Source organism: Paractinoplanes toevensis (assembly GCF_018332695.1).
Taxonomy (GTDB): Bacteria; Actinomycetota; Actinomycetes; order Mycobacteriales; family Micromonosporaceae; genus Actinoplanes; species Actinoplanes toevensis.
In genome coordinates this window covers 25,892-44,531 of record NZ_BOQN01000093.1, presented here as the reverse complement: position 1 = coordinate 44,531, position 18,640 = coordinate 25,892, and the positions used below count along the sequence as shown (strand labels likewise).

At 70.4% G+C, this 18,640-nt stretch carries 15 protein-coding genes; 4 read left to right on the top strand and 11 right to left on the bottom strand.

Annotated features, from left to right (window positions below):
* Positions 1 to 12: 12 nt before the first annotated feature.
* Entirely contained in the window at positions 13 to 420 is a 408-nt protein-coding gene (locus tag Ato02nite_RS36005; RefSeq protein ID WP_213011161.1) for a (R)-mandelonitrile lyase, read from the bottom strand.
* Between the two features lie 11 nt (positions 421 to 431).
* Positions 432 to 1,448, bottom strand: a complete 1,017-nt coding sequence (locus Ato02nite_RS36000; RefSeq protein WP_213011160.1) for a zinc-dependent alcohol dehydrogenase family protein — start codon at positions 1,446 to 1,448, stop codon at positions 432 to 434.
* Positions 1,449 to 1,550: 102 nt separating this feature from the next.
* Here Ato02nite_RS36000 and Ato02nite_RS35995 point away from each other — a divergent pair, with 102 nt between their 5' ends.
* A complete protein-coding gene (locus Ato02nite_RS35995; RefSeq protein ID WP_213011159.1) occupies positions 1,551 to 2,438 on the top strand; it encodes a helix-turn-helix transcriptional regulator in 888 nt (295 codons plus the stop codon).
* A gap of 205 nt (positions 2,439 to 2,643) precedes the next feature.
* Here the strand turns inward: Ato02nite_RS35995 and Ato02nite_RS35990 are convergent, their stop codons facing one another.
* Positions 2,644 to 3,546, bottom strand: a complete 903-nt coding sequence (locus Ato02nite_RS35990) for a phosphotransferase enzyme family protein (RefSeq protein WP_213011158.1) — start codon at positions 3,544 to 3,546, stop codon at positions 2,644 to 2,646.
* A 4-nt stretch (positions 3,547 to 3,550) separates the two neighbouring features.
* On the bottom strand, positions 3,551 to 4,012 hold the full coding sequence (locus Ato02nite_RS35985) for a MarR family winged helix-turn-helix transcriptional regulator (protein ID WP_213011157.1): 462 nt from the start codon (positions 4,010 to 4,012) through the stop codon (positions 3,551 to 3,553).
* A 47-nt stretch (positions 4,013 to 4,059) separates the two neighbouring features.
* Here Ato02nite_RS35985 and Ato02nite_RS35980 point away from each other — a divergent pair, with 47 nt between their 5' ends.
* Both Ato02nite_RS35980 and Ato02nite_RS35975 read left to right on the top strand, forming a co-directional pair.
* Positions 4,060 to 5,076, top strand: a complete 1,017-nt coding sequence (locus Ato02nite_RS35980; protein ID WP_213011156.1) for an LLM class flavin-dependent oxidoreductase — start codon at positions 4,060 to 4,062, stop codon at positions 5,074 to 5,076.
* Position 5,077: 1 nt separating this feature from the next.
* A complete protein-coding gene (locus tag Ato02nite_RS35975; RefSeq protein ID WP_213011155.1) occupies positions 5,078 to 5,725 on the top strand; it encodes an NADPH-dependent F420 reductase in 648 nt (215 codons plus the stop codon).
* A 41-nt stretch (positions 5,726 to 5,766) separates the two neighbouring features.
* Here Ato02nite_RS35975 and Ato02nite_RS35970 read toward each other — a convergent pair whose 3' ends face one another.
* From Ato02nite_RS35970 to Ato02nite_RS35940, 7 genes are all read right to left on the bottom strand, one after another.
* A complete protein-coding gene (locus Ato02nite_RS35970; protein WP_213011154.1) occupies positions 5,767 to 10,110 on the bottom strand; it encodes an NACHT domain-containing protein in 4,344 nt (1,447 codons plus the stop codon).
* 97 nt (positions 10,111 to 10,207) lie between these two features.
* Positions 10,208 to 11,203 (bottom strand): glycosyl hydrolase, encoded by a 996-nt coding sequence (locus tag Ato02nite_RS35965; protein ID WP_213011153.1) that lies wholly within the window; start codon positions 11,201 to 11,203, stop codon positions 10,208 to 10,210.
* 29 nt (positions 11,204 to 11,232) lie between these two features.
* Positions 11,233 to 13,572 (bottom strand): glycoside hydrolase family 2 protein, encoded by a 2,340-nt coding sequence (locus Ato02nite_RS35960; RefSeq protein ID WP_213011152.1) that lies wholly within the window; start codon positions 13,570 to 13,572, stop codon positions 11,233 to 11,235.
* Positions 13,573 to 13,583: 11 nt separating this feature from the next.
* A complete protein-coding gene (locus tag Ato02nite_RS35955; RefSeq protein ID WP_213011151.1) occupies positions 13,584 to 14,396 on the bottom strand; it encodes a carbohydrate ABC transporter permease in 813 nt (270 codons plus the stop codon).
* The gene (locus Ato02nite_RS35950) at positions 14,393 to 15,229 is read right to left on the bottom strand and encodes a carbohydrate ABC transporter permease (protein ID WP_246607877.1); all 837 of its coding nucleotides are present in this window, start codon (positions 15,227 to 15,229) and stop codon (positions 14,393 to 14,395) included. Before Ato02nite_RS35950 ends, Ato02nite_RS35955 begins: the two co-directional genes overlap by 4 nt.
* Positions 15,226 to 16,506: an ABC transporter substrate-binding protein gene (locus Ato02nite_RS35945; RefSeq protein WP_213011149.1), complete on the bottom strand. Its 1,281-nt coding sequence runs from the start codon at positions 16,504 to 16,506 to the stop codon at positions 15,226 to 15,228. The genes Ato02nite_RS35950 and Ato02nite_RS35945 overlap by 4 nt, the downstream gene beginning before the upstream one ends.
* Before the next feature lie 134 nt (positions 16,507 to 16,640).
* Entirely contained in the window at positions 16,641 to 17,468 is an 828-nt protein-coding gene (locus Ato02nite_RS35940; protein ID WP_213011148.1) for a LacI family DNA-binding transcriptional regulator, read from the bottom strand.
* Between the two features lie 18 nt (positions 17,469 to 17,486).
* Between Ato02nite_RS35940 and Ato02nite_RS35935 the strand changes: the two genes are divergently transcribed.
* Complete coding sequence (locus Ato02nite_RS35935) at positions 17,487 to 18,620, top strand: ROK family transcriptional regulator (protein WP_213011147.1); 1,134 nt, start codon at positions 17,487 to 17,489, stop codon at positions 18,618 to 18,620.
* Positions 18,621 to 18,640: the final 20 nt, after the last annotated feature.

Below are 18,640 nucleotides of genomic sequence, written 5' to 3'. Positions count from 1 at the left end.
CGAGGGCCACCGTCAGGCCCGGTTGGCGGCCTGGTAGTCGTCGTCGGTCAGCGGCTCCAGCCAGGTGGTGGGGTCGCCGCCGTCCGGGGTGGCCTCCAGCATCGCCAGGTGGCTCATGAAAGTGTCGGCGCCGGCGCCGTGCCAGTGGTCCTCGCCCGGTGGGCAGATGACGGTCTCGCCGGCGTGGATCCGGAACACCGTGCCGTCCCGGGTGCCGACCAGGCCGACGCCCTCGGTGACGTGCAGCGTCTGGCCGACCGCGTGCGAGTGCCAGTTGGTGCGGGCACCCGGGGTGAAGCGCACCAGCCCGACGGTCATCCGCGACGGGCCGGTGCCGCTGTGGATCGGTGTCAGGTAGACGTCGCCGGTGAACCACGCGGCGGGCGTCTTCACCGTAGGGCTTACGGGTTTGAGTTCCATCGGAGCCACCTTCAGGGCTTGAGCAGGGTCTTGATCGCGCGTCGTTCGTCCATGGCCCGGTAACCCTCGGCCGCTTCGTCCAACGACAGCGTCAGGTCGAAGACCTTGCCCGGGTTGATCTCGCGCCGGAGGATCCGGTCGATCAGGTCGGGCAGGAAGCGCCGTACCGGGGCCGGGCCGCCGTGCAGGTGCACGACGGAGAAGAACAGTTCCATGCCGGGCAGTTCGACGCCGTGGGCGACGCCGACGTAGCCGACGTGGCCGCCGGGGCGGGTCGCGCGGATGGCCTGCATCATCGATTCCTGGGTGCCGACCGCCTCGATCACCGAGTGCGCGCCGAGCCCGCCGGTCAGGTCCTTGATCTCGGCCACCCCGGCGTCGCCGCGGGTGGTGACGATGTCGGTGGCGCCGAACTCGAGGGCCAGCTCCTGCCGGGTGGCGTGCCGGCTCATCGCGATGATCCGCTCGGCGCCCAGCTGCTTGGCGGCGAGGACGGCGAGCAGGCCGACCGCGCCGTCGCCGACGACCGCGACCGTCCGGCCGGGGCCGGCCTCGGCGGCGACCGCGCCGAACCAGCCGGTGCCGAGCACGTCCGAGGCGGTCAGCAGGGACGGGATCAGGTCGTCGTCGGGGAGCGTGGGGGTGGCCACGAGGGTGCCGTCGGCGAGCGGGACACGCAGGTATTCGCCCTGGGCGCCGCCGACGAGCTCCGCGTGCACGCAGCGGCTCTGGTAGCCGGCCCGGCAGATCTCGCAGGTGTTGTCGGAGGCGAAGAACGAACCGACGACGAACTGGCCCGGCCTGATCGTGGTGACCTCGCTGCCGACCTCCTCGACGATCCCGGCGTACTCGTGGCCCATGGCGTGGGCGTCACCGACCGGTTCGATGCCGCGCCACGGCCACAGGTCCGAGCCGCACACGCAGGCGGCCGACACCCGCAGGATCGCGTCGGTGGGCTTGAGGACGGTGGGGCGGTCGCGCTCTTCGACGCGGACGTCGCCCGGGGCGTGGATGATTGCCTGTCGCATGTCCTCCATGAAAGCGGGCCGATCGGGCAGTAGGGAGTGCCTGGCGAAGCAGGTAATGGCAGGACCCCCTTCACCGCGGGGCGAAACCGTAGCGTGGGTGACGTGGACAACCGGGACGACATTCGCGAGTTCCTGGCCTCCCGGCGGGCCCGGATCACCCCCGAGCAGGCCGGCCTGCCGGACTTCGGCGGCAGCCGCCGGGTCGCCGGGCTGCGCCGCGCCGAGGTGGCGATGCTGGCCGGGGTGAGCCCCGACTACTACACCCGGCTGGAGCGCGGCAACCTGTCCGGGGTGTCGGACAGCGTCCTGGACGCCCTCTGCCGTGCGCTGCGCCTCGACGAGGCCGAGCGTTCCCACCTGTACGACCTGGCTCGTGCCGCCGCCCGCCCGCGAAGCCGCCGCCGCCCCGCCAAGCAGCAGGTCCGCCCGGCCACCCAGCACCTGCTGGACGCGATGACCGACGCGCCGGCGTTCGTCCGTAACGGCCGGCTCGACGTGCTCGCCGCCAACCGCCTGGCGCGCGCCCTTTACGCGTACGCCTTCGAAGCGGAACCGGTGAACCTGGCCCGTTTCTGTTTCCTGGATCCGCGCGCCGAGCAGCTCTATCCGGGCTGGGACGAGGCGGCCAACACCACGGTCGCGCTGCTGCGCACCGAGGCGGGCCGGGATCCGTACGACAAGGGTCTGACCGACTTGATCGGCGAGTTGGCCACCCGCAGCGACGAGTTCCGCACCCGCTGGGGTGCGCACAACGTGCGCCTGCACCACACCGGCGTGAAGTATTTCCACCACCCGGTGGTGGGCCGGCTCGAGCTGGGTTTCGAGGCCATGCCGATGCCGGCCGACCCGGGCCTGACCCTCACCGCCTACAGCGCCGAGCCGGGCACGCCTGCGGCCGACGCGCTGCGGTTACTTGCGAGCTTTGCGGCGACGGTCGCCGGGGGTGCCGGCGGCCAGGAGAGCACCGCGCGAGCGCCACGCCAGAACTGAGGCGATCGAGACCGCCGACAGCACCGAACCGACGCTGAGGAACGACCCGATCGAGAGGATCGAGCCGTACGACCCGATCGACCCGATCGACAGCGCCGACCCGGTCGAGCCGATCGACAGTACCGAACCGTTCGACCAGAGGCTGAGCACAGAACCTTCGGACTTGTACGAGAGGATCGACTTCCGTCCCTGCATGCCGGTGAGTCTAGGGCAGCAGCGCCGCGAGACGCTCCCGTGTGTGCGGGTCATCCAGGGTTTCGGCGATCCACTCCGCGTCGCCCGCGCGGTCGTCCGCCTCGAGCCAGCGCTCGGCGGCCAGCTGGTTGATGTGCCCGAGCTGCGCGATCAGCATCGAGAAGTGCCCGGCCCGGGTGACCGCCCCGGGCCCGCCCGCCTCGGCGTAGGCGGACGTCAGCGCCCGCGCCCGCCCGGGGTCGGAGCGCCCGAACTCGAACAGGACGCAGGCCAGTTCCTGGCTCGGGTCGGCCGGCCCGCTGTTCTCCCAGTCGATCACGCACAGGCCGCCGCCCGGGGTGGGCAGGAGGTTGTCGGCCCACAGGTCGCGATGGCAGGCCTGCAGGTCGGCGGGCGGCTCCAGCCATGCCTCCAGGGCGACCAGCTCGTCGCGCAGATCGGCGAGCCGGCCCGCGAACGGCGCGCCGGCCGCCCGCAACCGCACGATCAGCTCGTCCCAGGCAAGAGCGCCGACCGGGGCGGTGTGCCATGGCTCGACCGGACCATCTGCGGGCAGGCGCACCCGGTGGACAGCGGCCACGATCGCGCCGACCAGGGCCGGATCCACCATCGGATCCGGCCGCCCGAGATCGACCCACTCATAGACCCGCACCCGGTGGGAACCGACCAGGGCGAAAATCTGACCATCGAGCGTACGGCGTATGCGGGGTGCCGGAACGCCGGCCGCGCAGGCCGCCTCCTGGAGTTCGGCCCCGGCCGGACCGGGCGGGTGGAACGGCACCTTGACCGCCCAGCGCCCGTCCACGGTGTCGAGCCGCCACACCTCGCCCTGTTTGCCCCGGGCCACCGCCCCGTCGGACAGTCGCACGGCGCGGCCCAGCCCGAACCGTTCGGCGAGTTCCGCGGCATCCACGTCGTCACGGTAACCGCAGATGCTCCCGTAGCGCGGCGGCGATCTCACCCGCCGCGGTCAGCTGGGCCGGGGTCAGGGCGTCGACGAAGAGTTCGCGCACGGCCCGCAGGTGCGGGACGGTGGCCGCCTGGAACGCCGCGGCGCCGGCCGGGGCCAGGACCACCACGGCGCCGCGGCTGTCGGTGGTGTGGCCCTCGCGGGTGATCAGGTCGCGGCGTTCCATCCGGGCCAGGTGGTGGGACAGCCGGCTGCGTTCCCAGCCGATGCCGGCGGCCAGCTCGGAGGAGCGCACGCGCCGGCCGGGGGCCTCGCTGAGGGCGAGCAGCACGGTGTAGTCGCCGGTCGACAGGCCGGTGTCGTGCAGCAGGCGGCCGCCGATCCGGGTGCGCAGCGCCTCGGTGGTCTCGATGAAGTCGCGCCACACGTCCAGTTCCGGACGTGACGGCAGTCTCCGTGACCCGGGCATAAACTCCCACCCCCTGTGGTTGACGTGTCAATCATAGGAGGGGTGACATGACAGACCTGCAGTTCGGCCTCGACACCTTCGGCGACGTTCCGGCGGGAACGTCGCACGCCGCCGCGATCCGCCAGGTGGTGGACGAGGCGGTGGTTGCCGACGAGCTCGGCGTCGACGTGATCGCGCTCGGCGAGCACCACCGCCCGGAGTACTCGATCTCCACGCCGGAGACCGTGCTGGCCGGCATCGCCGGGAAGACCGACCGCATCCGGCTCGCCTCCGGTGTCACCGTGCTGAGCTCGGACGACCCGGTGCGGGTGTTCCAGCGGTTCGCGACCGTGGACGCGCTGTCCAACGGTCGCGCCGAGGTGATTCTCGGGCGTGGGTCCTTCACCGAGTCGTTCCCGCTGTTCGGGTACGACATGAGCGACTACGACGTGCTGTTCGAGGAGAAGCTCGACCTGTTCGTGCGGCTGCTCGACGAGAAACCGGTCACCTGGAGCGGCACCACCCGCGCCGCGCTGGACGAGGCCGACGTGTTCCCGAAGACCGAGTCCGGCCGGCTGCCCACCTGGGTCGGCGTCGGCGGCTCACCCCAGTCGGTGGTTCGCACCGCGCGTTACGGCCTGCCGATGATGCTGGCCATCATCGGCGGCGACCCGGCCCGCTTCGCTCCCTACGTCGATCTGTACCGGCGGGCCGCCGAGCAACTCGGGACGACCGCGCTGCCGGTCGGCATGCACTCGCCCGGCTTCGTGGCGGACACCGACGAGGAGGCGAAGGAGATCTTCTACGCCCCGTACAAGGTGATGCGCGACCGGATCGGCGCCCTGCGCGGCTGGCCGCCGCTGCGCCGCGAGGAGTTCCTCTCCGAGGTCGAGCACGGCTCGCTGTACATCGGCGCGCCGGAGACGGTCGCCCGCAAGATCGCCCGCGCGGTGGACAAACTCGGCGTGGGCCGCTTCGATCTGATCTACACCGCCGGAGCCCAGCCGGCCGCCGCGCGGATGCGCGCGGTCGAACTCTTCGGCACGAAGGTGATGCCCATGGTCCGCGACATCCTGGCGGGTTGAGATGACCACGATCGGCATTCTCGGCGCGGGCAAGGTCGGCACGGTGCTGGCCCGGCTCGCGCTGGCCGCCGGCTACGAGGTCCTGATGGCCGGCTCCGGCGACCCCGCGAAGATCCGGCTCATCGTCGAGGTGCTGACCCCCGGCGCCAAGGTGGTGACGGCGGCCGAGGCGGCCGAGCGGTCCGACATCGTGATCCTCGCGCTGCCCCTCGGCAAGTTCCGCACGATCCCGGCCGAGCAGTTGCGCGGCAAGCTGGTCGTCGACGCCATGAACTACTGGTGGGAGGTCGACGGCGTCCGCGACGACCTCGCCGACTCCAGTTCGCTGGTGCAGGCGTTCCTGCCCGGCTCGCGAGTCGTGAAAGCCTTCAACCACATGGGCTATCACGACCTGGAGGAGGGCGCCCGTCCGGCCGGAACGCCTGGGCGCAAGGCGATCGCGATCGCCGGCGACCAGACCGACGAGGTGTCGGTCCTGGTCGACCGGCTCGGTTTCGACCCCGTCGTGGCCGGGCCCCTGACCGCGGGCGTACGGATGGAGCCCGGCACCCCGATCTTCGGCGCGAACGTCGACGCCGCCGAGGTCAGAGCGATGCTCGCAGCAGCACCGGCCGCTCCGGAAGCAGCACCGGCGCCGGAATCCCGGTGACCACCGGCGTCCAGCACGTCCTCGGCGAGGCCTGAGCGCGATCAGTTGAGGCCCGGCGGAACGGCTGCTCCGTTCGCCTGGACCTGGCCGTCGGCGGGCGCCGTCGCGGCGAGGAACGGCGCCTTCTCGCGGAACCGCTGCACCCGGGTCAGCGCCGAGTCCGTGCTGGTCGACAGCTGGGACCGGGCCGATGCCAGCAGGTCGACGCTCGCGCCCTGCCCGCGCAGCCAGTCGACGGCGCCCGGCGCCTCGTCGGCGAAGGTGCGGATCAGGGTCGCCGCGTAGCGGGCGTAGCCGCACGACTGGGCGACCAGGTGCGTCAGGGTGCTCTTGGCATCGAGCACCGGCGCCGACTCGGCCATCCGTTCCAAAATCGCGCTGGACGTCTCACCGTCGGCGCCCAGGGCCAGCCATGCGGTCACCACGGGCCGCTCGAGGTCGGCCGAGACCTCGGCCTGATGCAGCTGCGCGCGCAAGACCGACCGGACGTCGCTCTCGATCAGTCTGAGGGCCAGCACCGGCAGATCGTCGTGCTGGTCGGTCGACGTCGTGGCGAGTTGAAGAACCGACCGGAGCAGGTCCCGGGGCAGCCCGCCGGACAGGGCGTGGCACAACCACAGGTACGGCTCGGGCAGGAAGACCCCGCGCAGGCTCAGCAGCTCGCGGGCCTCGTCGAGAGCCAGCGGCGGCACCGAGATGATCTGATCGAAGGCGCTGTCGAACGTGGTGCGCACGGCCAGCGCCCGCCGGTCGAACGCCACCAGCGCGTCGTCGGACACGGCGACCAGGAAGTAGCAACCCGGAATGCCGAAGATGACCTTGAGGTCGTTGAGAAAACGCTCCGCGTCGGCGGCCGAGGCGATCTTGTCCAGTTCGTCGATTCCGATGATGACCCGGCGGCCGACGCTGCGGCGCTCGAGCGCGACCTGTTGCAGCAGTTCGCGGAAGTCGGCCACCAGCTCGGGGTAACTGCGCTGCAGTTCGGTCCGCTGGGTGTTCGCCGAAGCGTTGAACTCCGCGCCGGCCGCCAGCCCGATCTTGCCGCCGCGAATGGCCGTGGTGCTGAGCTGGTAGCGCAGCCGGCGCAGCTGAGCGGCCGCCATCTGCTGGGTGGTGACCGAGCGCTGCGCGGTGCGGTCCCCGCTGCGGCTGCCCAGCAGCGCCAGGGCGAGGCCGAGGGCGGTGGCGGCCAGCCCGCCGACGATGACCGCCGTGCGGTTGCCCATGGCGAACAGCTGCGCGGTCGACACGACCCGAGGCCAGGCCCAGGCCAGCAACGCCGTGACCAGGCCGCCGACGACGAGCGCGCCGGGTAGCGCCCGGGTCGCCGCGCCCAGAACCCGTCGCCGCGGTGGCCGGTCGCTGTCGTCATCGCCCACCACCTTCTCGCAGATCTCCGCGAACAGGTGGATCAAGAACTCTCGCCGGTCGTACGCCGTCGGCGCCGGCACCAGCAGCAACAGGTCCTCCGTGGTCCGGGTGAACTGGGCGGTGCAGAACCGCTGCAGCACCGTGCTCTTGCCCGCTCCGCGCGAGCCGCTGATCCCGACGCTGACGCTGCTCAGATCCCGCAGATAGCGGCTGAGTTGCCGGGTCGCCGCGGTCTCGACGAGCTGGTCGACCCGGCTGACCCCACCGAGGCGGCTCGGGTCGAACCGGGGCAGCACGGTGCTGAACAGGTCGGTGTTCGCGGCCAGCTCGTAGCGCAGCAAGGGCATCACCCCGAACCGGGCGAGTGCCGTGATCCAGTCCTGTCGTGCTTGCTCCGCGGCCGTGCGCAGCTGCCCGGTGCCGGGCGCATCCGGCCAGTAGGTCGGGTCGTCGCCCGCCAACCGTCGCTGAACCCGCTCGTGCGGCCGGCTCAGCAGCAACGCGACGACGGCCAGCGGCCAGCAGACGGCGACGACGAACAGGACGACCAGAACCGCCGGGCCATGTGCGTGCCTCTCCGGTACGGCGAAGGCGATCCCGGCGACGATCGCGGCCAGCACCGGCCACCCCGCGTCCCACCATCGCGGCGCCCGCTTCACCGATGTGGACAGCCGCCGCCGGTGCCGCAGGGCCCGGGTGAGTAGGACGGCGGCACCGACCAGTGCCACCGCCGAGACCACGGCGAACCCGAGGCGGGGCAGGAACCGCAGTCCCGCCCCGAGGACGGCCAGCGACAGCGAGAGCCAGGCCACGATCCGGTACATCGGGGCGAGCCGGGTCCAGCCCGGCCGTCCGACGGCAAGCACCAACCGATTGTGGGCGAGCCGATAGCGGGCCAGGTCCTCCTGGCCCCGGCCGAGCACCTCATCCGGGCGCTCAGCGAGGATCATTCGAGCCCGATCCTCGATCTCGTTACGGGCCGAGTCGTCCGCGGCGAGCCGCACCGCCACCTCGGGCAGTACGCACACCTCTTCGACAATCGCGCGGGCCAGCGCCGGTTCGATGGCCGGCCCGCGATCGACTGCCTGCGGCGAGGCGAGCATGTCCTGCAGGCTGGCGTAGCGAAACTCGATGTGCCCGGCCTCCGACCGCAGCACGCCGATGGTGTTGGCGTGCGCGATGAAGGTGATCAGCCGCCAGGGCATGCGGCCGTGAAGAGCCAGCCAGATCCGGGCGATCCCGAACGGCCCGGAGGCGTTGCCCGTCATCGCCACGATCAGGAATGTGGCTGCGGCGGCCACGCAGACGGTCAGCACGCGGTGCGAGAGGGTGTCCACCACCATGGCCGAGGTCCACGCGCCGGCCGCCGTGGCGGCGGCAGCAGCCCGGGTCCAGAGTGCGCGGCGGTCGCGGTGCAGCTGCTCCGTGAAGGTTCCGCCGGGCTCCTTCACCGGGACGGTGACGCTGTCCGCAATTACGTACAGGATCGCGGCGACGAGCACCGGCACCATCGCCAGGGCCAGCGCCCATGGACGGATCGGCAACGGCCGGAGCACCAGGGTCAGGAATGTGACCAGGGCGACAGCGGCGCCGAGCCCGGCGGCCGTGCGGAGAACACCTCGCCGGAGAGCCGGTCGAGTCAGCTGGCGCGGTTCCGGTCCGCGGGCCTGATCGAGGGGAATGGTCAGGGCCGCCGTGATCACGACCGCCACGCCGACCCGCTGGTCGAGAAATAACAGAAGGGCGGTAAGAGGAACCGCATAGGTGCCCAGCCGGAGAGGCCTGGGCAGCGTCCGTCCGAGATCCCACCAGGCGACCTGCCGCTGCCCGGTGTCCCGCATGTGGTTCGCCAGCCAGGCCAGCCAATGCCGGGTCGCGGCCGGCTCGAATCGTGCCCGACCCCGGCGCACCACATCCGTCCTGGGACCGTCGACCAGGCTGTCGAGCCAGACGTCGAGCAGATGGCCCTCCATCGCCGCGGCCGAGGGGAACCGGTCGTAGTCCACCAGTTCGGCCGGATCTGTGGAGCGACCCGAGTAGGCCATGCGCATGGCGTATGCCGCCCACGGCGCGGAGAGCGCTTGCGCGAGCAGCCCGTGCGGATGGCTGGTCAGTTCCAGCAGCACCGGATCCCAGCGTCGATCGTCCGCACTTTGATGCCGGCTCAGGTAGCCGGCGACCGCACGCGGGGTGATCGGCCGCAGTTCGAGGATCGCCATGTCCAGCGGGTAGCCGGTCGATTCCATCGCTTGGTCGAACGCCTCGGTTCGGCTGGTCAGCACGTACGGGCGCCGGGCCAGGCGGGAACCGGCCAGGCGGGCCAGGGCCGCGGTCCGCAGATCGGCCGGGAGCTCGTCGAGGCCGTCGAGCACGGGCAGCACCCGGCCGTCCGACACCAGCATCGACGCCGTCTGCTCGCCGGACGCGACCAGCACGGGGAACAACTCGGCCAGCCGGCGGCTGATCCAGGCCTCGAGCGGCTCCGAACGCGGATCCCAGCCCGCCAGCGGCAGCAGGACCGGCACCGGCTCGTCGGGCTGCCGTTCCCGCAGCAGACCCTCGATGAGCGCCAGCGCCAGCGTCGACTTTCCCGAGCCGGCCGCGCCGAGGATGCACATGCGCCGCGACGACAGTTGCCGGAACTCATGGACCATCTGCGTGCCCGGATCGTCGTGCAGTTTGAGCGGCCGCCGAGGGCCGAGCCGGCCCGACTGACCGCGCCAGAAAGCCTTGACCAGGCTCGCCTCCTGGTCCCGGCCGCGCCGATCGGCTTCGGTACGGTTCCGCTCGGCATCGGCCAGCTGGGTCATGGCGATATCGAGGTCCCACGGCGTGCGCTCTTGCCGGGCACGCCAGGATCTGGAGAACCACATCCCGAGGAGAGACACGGCGGTTGCCGCCACGAACCCGATCCATCGGATCGGGCTGCCCACCCCCACGCTGGTGGCGTAGACCGCGAGAGCCGCACCGACCACGGCGATCGCCGCCGACGGGAGCCGCGAGTTGTTTCGCACCTCGCCATCCTGCTGGCAGCCGGGCCTGGGCACCGAGTCGGATCCTCGACAGAGACTCGGCGGGCCGCCCGGCGCCTTCGCCCCGGGCGGCCTCGGCTCAGAAGTGGACCTCGCCCTGGTTCAGGACCCGCGGGTGGAAGTAGGCCGCCTGGATCTCGGCGTTCGTGTTGTTGCCGCGCAGCTGTTCGGACCAGATCATGAAGTACGCCCAGCGGGGCTGGCCGGTCAGCAGGCTCGCGTCGGGCAGCTTGCCCATCTCGGCGATCGCGATCGGCTTGCCCGCCGCTATCGACTGGATCTGCTGGTAGTCCGCGGTGGACGGGTAGTTCTTGTACCAGGCGTCCAGCGAGACCACGTCCACATAGTTGCTGCCGGGGTAGTACTGCGACCAGCCGCCGGCCGGGTTGTCCTGGACGTTCCACACCCAGATCAGGTTGTCCAGGCCCTGGCTGTCGAAGTAGTCCCTCATCTGTTGGTAGATCTTGGCGCCGCCGTTGGTACCGGGGCGGCCGCCCCACCAGTTCCACGTCTCGTTCATCTCGTGGAACGGGCGCCACAGCACCGGGATGCCGGCGTCCTTGAGCTGCTTCAGGTAGGGCACGACCTCGGCCATCCGGCTGCGCCAGGTGGTGTTCAGTGCGGTGCCGCCGGTGACGATCTGCTGGAACTGGGCGGCGGTGATGCTCGTCTTGACGCCGCCGTCGAACTCGCAGGTGCGGCCGACCGTGGGGGAGCAGGCGTGCCAGGTCAGCGCGACCAGCGAGCCGTTCTTCCACTCGGTCTTGGCCTGGTCGATCACGCGCTGCCGGTTGGCGATGTCGTCGGAGCGGAACATCATGTCGCCGCCCCACAGGCCCGGCCACTGCCCGGTGACGTCGTGCACCTGCTGGGTGTATTGGCCGGGCGAGGTGGCCGGCTCCTTGTTGTGCTGACCGGACACGATCGACGTGCCGGTGATCGACTTCAGGTAGTTGATCACGGTGGCCTTGGGGGTGGCCGCGAACGCCTCGGCGGTCGAGGCTCTGGTGACCATGCCCGCGCCGAGCAGCACCACAGCGGCGCCGACGGCCAGGGCCGGGCGGGGGATCTTCATGCGTACCTCCGTTGGGGGACGGACTTTCCTTACGACCGCAGGGCCGTCGCCAGATCGGTGAGGACCCACGGGGCTTTGACCAGGCCGGCATCGAGCTCGACCGGTGCGCGAACGGAGAAGGTGGCCGACTCGCCGGGCAGCAGCGTCACGAACCCGCGGTCGACGACGGCCTCGGGATGGATCCGGTCCGGCTGCAGCAGCAGATCGCGGGCCAGACCGGCCGCGTGCACCAGCACGTCGAGCCCGCCGTCGACGGGTTCCGCGGTGACCGTGAGGCCGGCGTCGGCATACCGGAAGTCCTTGTCCTCGACGGCGAACCAGAGATCACGGACACCGTCGAGCCGGGCGACGAGGAATTCCGATGCGACCGGCCGGTCCGGCACGGGGACCAACGCCACGGTTCGCGGCGCCACAGAGACCGATATTTCCGAAATATCGTATGAAGAGGCCAGGTCGATGTTCAGCCGGCCGGTCCAGGGGACATCGCTGTCGTTGGCCACCGCCACGACCAGCCCACCCGAGCGCGGCTGGAACGACAGCGTGCGCGCCGCATAGAGCTGCCGCAGTTCGAAGTAGAGCGGCTTGTACCGGCCGGCGCCGTCGATCGCGGACCAGGACGTGACCGGCCACAGGTCGTTCAGTTGCCACAGGATCGTGCCGGCGGTGTGCGGCCAGTGTGATCGCCAGTGGGTGATGCCGGTGCGGATCGCCCGTACCTGGTTGAGCTGGGTCAGGTAGTGCCACGCCTCGGCCGACGCCGGCGGCGGGAAGTGCGGGGCCAGGCCGCGGGCCAGCTTGCCGTTGCCGTCCTCGGCCTTCTGGTGGTGCAGCACGCCGGGGGAGTCGGGCAGCAACGGGTCGTCGGACACCGCGTCGCGCAGCGTGCGCCAGGCCGGCGGGGCCTGCCAGCCGAACTCGGCCACGAACCGCGGCGCCGAGTCGCGGTAGTGGAGGTAGTCCTCGCGGTTCCAGACCTCCCAGGAGTGGAAGGTGCCGTGGTCGACCGAGTTCGGCTCGTGCTCCCACGAACCCGACCAGGGGCTGCCCGCCATGTAGGGACGCGACGGGTCGAGCTCGGCGACGATGGACGGGAGGGTGGACAGGTAGTACCGCGAACCCCAGCTCCGGTCGCCGCCCGGCTGCTTGTCCCAGCCACCGGCCCCGTACAGCCAAAGGTTTTCGTTGTTGCCGTTCCAGGCCACCAGGCTCGGGTGCGACGACAGCCGCACCACGTTCTCCCGCGCCTCGGCCACCACCTCGGAGTAGAACGGCTCCTCCTCCGGGTAGCAGGCGCACGCGAACAGGAAGTCCTGCCACACCATCAGCCCGAGCTCGTCGCAGACCTCGTAGAAGTCGCGGCTCTCGTAGATGCCGCCGCCCCAGACGCGCACGAGGTTGACGCCGGCCGCAGCCGCCTCACCGAGCCGCTGCCGGTATCGCGCGCGGGTCATCCGGGACGGGAAGATGTCGTCGGGGATCCAGTTGACCCCCTTGATCAGCGTCGGCGAGCCGTTGAGGTGGAAGACGAAACCGCCGCCGGTGGTGTCGATCTCGACCGTGCGGAAACCGATCCGCCGTTCCCAGCGGTCGAGTTCGAGATCGCCGTCGAGCAGCACCACGCTCAGGTCGTGCAGCGCCGGGTCGTCCGGGCTCCACGGCGCGACGCCGGGGATCTCGGCCGTCCAGGTGGCGTCGTCGCCGTGGACCGGGACGGTCGCGATCTCGTTGCCGTCCAGCCGGATCCGGGCCTTCAGGGGCTGGGGCCGGGTGCGCTCCACGGCGAGGCGCAGGTCGAGACCGTGGCGGGTGGTGAGCGCGCGCACCGACCGCAGCCGGGCCGTGCTCCAGCCTTCTAGTCGCACCGGGCGCCAGATGCCGGCCGTAACCAGCGTCGGGCCCCAGTCCCAGCCGAAACTGCAGGCCATCTTGCGGACGAAGTTGAACGGCTCGGGATAGGCGTTGGGGCGGGGACCGAGCTCCGCCCGTACGCGATCGGCCTCGGTGTAGGCGGACGTGAATTTCACCGCGAGGGGCCGCGGGGTGGCATCGACGAAGTCGGTGACGTCGAAGCGATAGCCTCGGTGCATGTTGCGGGTCGCGCCCAGCGCGACGCCGTCGAGCGAGATGTCCGCGACCGTGTCGAGGCCCTCGAAGACCAGGTCGATGCGGTCGGGCCGGGGCCCGTCCCAGGCGATGTCCCGGGTGTAGGTCCAGTCGGCCCGGCCCACCCAGGCGACCGCTTTCTCGTTGTCGTCGAGGAACGGGTCGGGGATCAGCCCGGCGTTCAACAGGTCGGTGTGCACGCAACCCGGAACGACGGCGTCGGTGGTGAGAGGGCCAGACAGCGTCCAACCGCCGGCGAGATCCATCGAAGATCCTTTCACTTTGTCGCTCCGGCGGTGATGCCGTTGTAGATGAAGCGCTGGAGCAGCAGGAAGATCACGACGGTCGGCAGGATGACGATCATGGTGCAGGCGGCGATCGTCTCCCACTGCGCGCCGTAGGGGCCCTTGAAGCGGAACAGCGCCGTCGAGATGACGCTCAGGTCGGGCGAGCGCAGGTAGAGGAACGGGATGTAGAACTCGTTGTAGATCGCGATGCCCTTGATGATCACGACGGTGGCGATGGCCGGGCGCATCAGCGGCAGGATGATCCGCCGATAGACGGTGAACCGGCCGGCACCGTCGATCATCGCGGCCGCATCGAGGCTCTTCGGGATCGACTGCATGAACTGGATGAAGATGTAGATCGAGACGATGTCGGTGCCGAGGAACAGCACGATCGCCGACCACAGGCTGTTGACCAGGCCCATCGACTTGACGATCTGGAACGTCGCCACCTGCGTGGTCACCCCGGGCACCAGCGCCGCCACCAGGAACAGCCCCAGGACGACACGCTTGAGAGCAAAGGCAAAACGACTGATTGCGTACGCCGCCAGAGTGCCGACGAATACCGTGCCGGTCAGCGAGATCGCCAGGATGATCGTGGTGTTCCAGAAGCCGCGCAGCATGTGCCCGTTCGTCCACGCGGTCGCGAAGTTGTCGAGGTTGAGCCAGTCGCGCGGCGGCGTCAGCGGTCCGGTGGAGTTGTACTCGGCGTGCGTCTTGAACGCCGCGAACAGCACCACCACCATCGGGACCAGCACGATCACGCTCGCGACGATCAGCGAGAGGTATTTCGGGACGCTTCTCACGACAGCGCCACCTCCTCGTCGGGCAGCAGCAGCCGCTGCAACCAGGTGACCGCCAGCACGATGAGCAGCAGCACGACGGCCATCGCCGAGGCCAGCCCGATCTGCCGGAACTGGAAGGCCGTGTCGTAGGCCTGGATGACGAATGTGCGGGTGTCGTTCGCGCCGCCGGTCATGATGAACGGGATCTCGAAGACGCTCAGGCTGCCGGAGATCGCCAGGATCACCGAGAGACTGATGATCCGGCGGATCCCGGGCGCGATGATGTGCCGGAACTGGTGCCAGCGGTTCGCGCCGTCGATCTCGGCGGCCTCGTAGATCTCGCCCGGGATGGACTGGATCGCCCCCAGGAAGAGCACGAAGTTCAGCCCGGTGAACCGCCACACCGACGTGCCGGCCAGGGAGAAGTTCGCGACGTCCGGATCACCGAGCCACAGCGGGGTGTGGCCGCCGAGGATGGTGTCCAGGGTGCCGCCGGGCTGGAACAGATAGAGGAAGACGAACCCGACGGCGACCCCGTTGAGCAGATATGGAAAGAACAGGATGCCCTTGAACAGGTTGCGGAACCGGGTGCTGAACGACAGCACGGTCGCGAAGTAGAGGGCGATCGCGATCTGGGCGAACGACGCCCCGAAGTAGTAGAGGCTGACCCGGAAGACCTGCCAGTAGCGTTCGTCGGTGAAGACCCGGACGTAGTTGTCCCAGCCGGCCGGTTCCATCACCGTGGACAGCCCGTCCCAGTAGTGGAAGCTGTACCAGATCATGTTCACCACCGGCACGTAGGTGAAGGTGATCAGCAGGGCCAGCGCCGGGGCGACGTAGAGCCAGGGCTTCACTTCATGACCCGGGCCTGGGATGCGGCCCACCGCTTGTTCAGCTCGGCGAAGTACGACTCCTTGTCGCCCTTGGCCGCGCCGCGGGCGATGTCGATGAGCTTCTGCCGGTAGATGTTGCCGGTCAGGTCGATCTCGGAGTCCTTGATGATCATGTCCTCCTTGCCGGCGTTGGTCGTCGCCGCGGGGATCTCGAGCAGCTCGACGCCGGTGTTCCGGAAGTCCTGCAGGGCCGGCGGCAGCGGTTGGTCGACCGCGGTCGGGATGGCCTGCTGGTCGCGGGCGAAGCCGGAGTCGGTGACGTACCAGTCCAGGAAGGCCCGCGCGGTCGCCTTGTTCTTGCTGGTCCGGGCGACGCCGGCCTTGTAGTCGCCCTCGATGCGGGAGTGGAACTTCCCGCCGCTCTGGTACGGGAACGGCCAGAACGCGACGTCGTCGGGCGCCTTCATCTGCGGGACGGCCCACGAACCCAGGAGCATGGTCGCCACCTTGCCGCTCGCGAGCATCGGCTTGGAGCCCTCCCAGTTGGTCGTCAGCGGGTCCTTCTCGCTGAGACCGGCGTGCACGATGTCGTAGAGCAGGCCGTCCGTGACGTACTCGATCTTGCCGGGCTGCCAGGGCGCCGGGTCGGCCGGGAACTTCTCGTTGATCGCCGGGTCGGCGAGGATCGCCCGCTGACTGTTGAAGATGCTCAGCGGCCAGCCGTCCTTGTAGTTGGTGTAGAACGGCGTCGCCTGCGTCTTCGCCTTGATCGCTCGCAGGCCGGCCAGGAACTCCTCGGGTGTCTTCGGGGGAGCGGTGATCCCGGCGTCGGCCCAGACCCGCTTGTTCACCACTACGCCGCTGGCCACGCCGCCCACCGAGAGGCCGTAGACCTGACCGTCGTAGGCCTTCTCGTCGGTGAATCGGAATTTCGCCTTGAGCGCGTCGACGCTGCCGAGCGGTTCGAAGAACTGGGACAGCTGGTCGACCGTGACCGTGTTGGGGATCAGCAGGACGTCGCCGTAGTCGCCGCCGCTGAGCTGGGTGGTGACGTCACCCTCGTAGTTGGTGACGCCCTCGAAGCTGACCTTGGTGCCCGGGTATTTCGCCTCGAACGCCTTCGCGTACGCCGGGAGCGCGGTGTCGACCAGGTCGGTGCGGTTGGTCAGCACCGTGATCGCGCCGGTGATCGCGCCGCCGCCCTGCTCGGCCTCGTCGCTCGCGCCGCCGGTGCAGCCGGCGCTTCCGGCGACGAGGGTGAGCGTGGCGGCCATGCCGAGGAGATGCCGTCTATTCATGCCGGTTGCCCGTCTGTGTCGTTCGGGTGGGGGTTGCGGGCCAGCATGGGACGGCTGTTGCCGCCATGTCAAGCTTAGATTAATAATTTAAGCACTCGGTAGACTGCGTTCTCCCCTTGCTGAGCAGGCTTTTTCTAGCGCGTGCTCTCCCGCACGACGATGTGGGCGGCCGGTGCCTCGTAGACGGCCGGGGCCGCCCCGGCCATCGCGTCGAGCAGTGCGGACGCCGCCAGCTCGCCGATCCGGCTCACGTCGTGGCTCATCGCCGACAGCGCCGGCACGGCCAGCTGGCAGAGCGCCGAATCGTCCCAGGCCACCACCGACACGTCGCCCGGTACGGCCAGGTCGTGCCCGCGCAGGGTGTCGAGGGCGGCGACCGCCATCACGTCGCTGTCGCAGACGATCGCGGTCGGCTTTCTCGCCAACAGCTCCCCGGTCGCGGCCGCCCCCGACTCGTACGAGTAGTCGCCGCCGGCCCGCAGCAGCGTCACCCCGCGCGCCGCCGCCTCCTCATCGGCCCCGGCCTGGCGCAGCTGGGTGTGCGCGAACGCGAGCGGCCCGCTGATGTGCCCGATCACCTCGTGCCCGCGCTCGGCGAGGAACCGGATCGCCTCCCGCGCCCAGCCGGCGTCGTCGGTCCACACCGTCGGCAGCCCCGACGCGGTCGACGGCGCGCCGAGCACCACCGCCGGCAGGCCGAGCCGCCCGACCAGCGCGACCCGGTCGTCGTCCGGCAGCAGGTCGACCAGGATCACCCCGTCGATCTCCTGCCGGGCCGCCCACCGCTCGTACGTCTCGGCCTCGGCCGCCCGGTCGGTGACCACCTTGACCAGCACCGAGACCCCCGCCGGGGTGAGCACGCGCTCAAGCCCGTCGAGAAATTCGTGGTAGTAGGCCTCCTCGCCCAGCACCCGCGCGGCGCGCGCCAGAACGAGCCCGACCCGCCGCTGCGCTCCATTCACCAGCGATACTGTACGGGCATGGCACGTCGAGAAACGCCGGTAGCCGGGCCGGGCAGCCGTGCCCTCGTCGTCGACGTGATCCGATCGGCCACCTCGATCAGCCGGGTCGAACTGGCCGAACTGACCGGCCTCACCCAGGCGTCCATCTCCAACATCGTCCGCGACCTCATCGCCGACGGTGTCATCCACGAGACCGGCTCGGTCGACTCCATTCGCGGAAAGCCCCGAAAACTGCTCGCGATCCGCCCGGCGAACCGTTTCGGCATCGGTTTCCAGGTCGGCCCGGAAACCGTCACCTGCGTGGCCGTCGACCTGACCGGCGGGGTGGTCGGCCGCGAGGTGGTCGCGCTCGGTCCCGGCCCCCTGGAAACGTTCCTGGCCGGCCGTTTCGACGACTTCACGGCCGGTCTCGACCTGCCCCGGGACCGAGTCGAGGGCCTCGCGATCGTGGCGCCCACCGCCCCGGAATGGGGAGCCGTGCGCTCGGCGCTGGCCGACAGTCTGCGCATTCCGATCCTGGTGGAGAACGACGCGGCGGCCGCCGCGCTGGGCGAATTCTGGAGCCGCCGGGTCTCCCGGGAGCAAGCGTTCGGAAGCGTCTATCTTTCCCAGGGAATCGGCGCCGGCCTGGTCTTCGGCGGAGCCCTCTTCCGCGGCGCGAGCTTCGACGCCGGCGAACTGGGCCACCTGTCCATCGCCTACGACGGCCGCCCGTGCCCGTGCGGCAATCGAGGCTGCGTAGAGCGCTACGCGTCGATGGCCGCCACGGTGGAGGCGGCCCGAGCCGTCCCGTCCCTGGCCGGCGCCGGCTACGACACGATCGCCCGAGCCGCGGTCAGCGGCAACGCCGAGGCCTTCCAGGTGATCGACGCCGCAGCGGGTTACCTGGCCGCGGCGGTGACCTCGATGGTCAACCTGCTGGACCTGGGCCGCCTGGTTCTGACCGGCCCCGGCGTAGCGATAGCCGGCTCGATCTACGCCCGCCGCCTGCGCACCCACCTGGCCGAGACCGCCCACGCCCGGCACCGCCACGAGGTAGTCGTCGAACTGTCCGCCCAGCCCCGAGACGCCGCAAGCATCGGCGCCGCCGCCCTGGTCGTGCAGGCGTCGATCGCCCCCGGCCACACCCAGGGCGTAACCCAAGGCCAATAAGCGCCACGGCTGCGCGGGCG

Bases quoted from the DNA above. Each gene is read 5' to 3' on its own strand.
- Ato02nite_RS36005 (WP_213011161.1), bottom strand. From the start codon at position 420: ATGGAACTCAAACCCGTAAGCCCTACGGTGAAGACGCCCGCCGCGTGG.
- Ato02nite_RS36000 (WP_213011160.1), bottom strand. From the start codon at position 1,448: ATGCGACAGGCAATCATCCACGCCCCGGGCGACGTCCGCGTCGAAGAG.
- Ato02nite_RS35985 (WP_213011157.1), bottom strand. From the start codon at position 4,012: ATGCCCGGGTCACGGAGACTGCCGTCACGTCCGGAACTGGACGTGTGG.
- Ato02nite_RS35980 (WP_213011156.1), top strand. From the start codon at position 4,060: ATGACAGACCTGCAGTTCGGCCTCGACACCTTCGGCGACGTTCCGGCG.
- Ato02nite_RS35975 (WP_213011155.1), top strand. From the start codon at position 5,078: ATGACCACGATCGGCATTCTCGGCGCGGGCAAGGTCGGCACGGTGCTG.
- Ato02nite_RS35965 (WP_213011153.1), bottom strand. From the start codon at position 11,203: ATGAAGATCCCCCGCCCGGCCCTGGCCGTCGGCGCCGCTGTGGTGCTG.
- Ato02nite_RS35960 (WP_213011152.1), bottom strand. From the start codon at position 13,572: ATGGATCTCGCCGGCGGTTGGACGCTGTCTGGCCCTCTCACCACCGAC.
- Ato02nite_RS35945 (WP_213011149.1), bottom strand. From the start codon at position 16,506: ATGAATAGACGGCATCTCCTCGGCATGGCCGCCACGCTCACCCTCGTC.
- Ato02nite_RS35935 (WP_213011147.1), top strand. From the start codon at position 17,487: ATGGCACGTCGAGAAACGCCGGTAGCCGGGCCGGGCAGCCGTGCCCTC.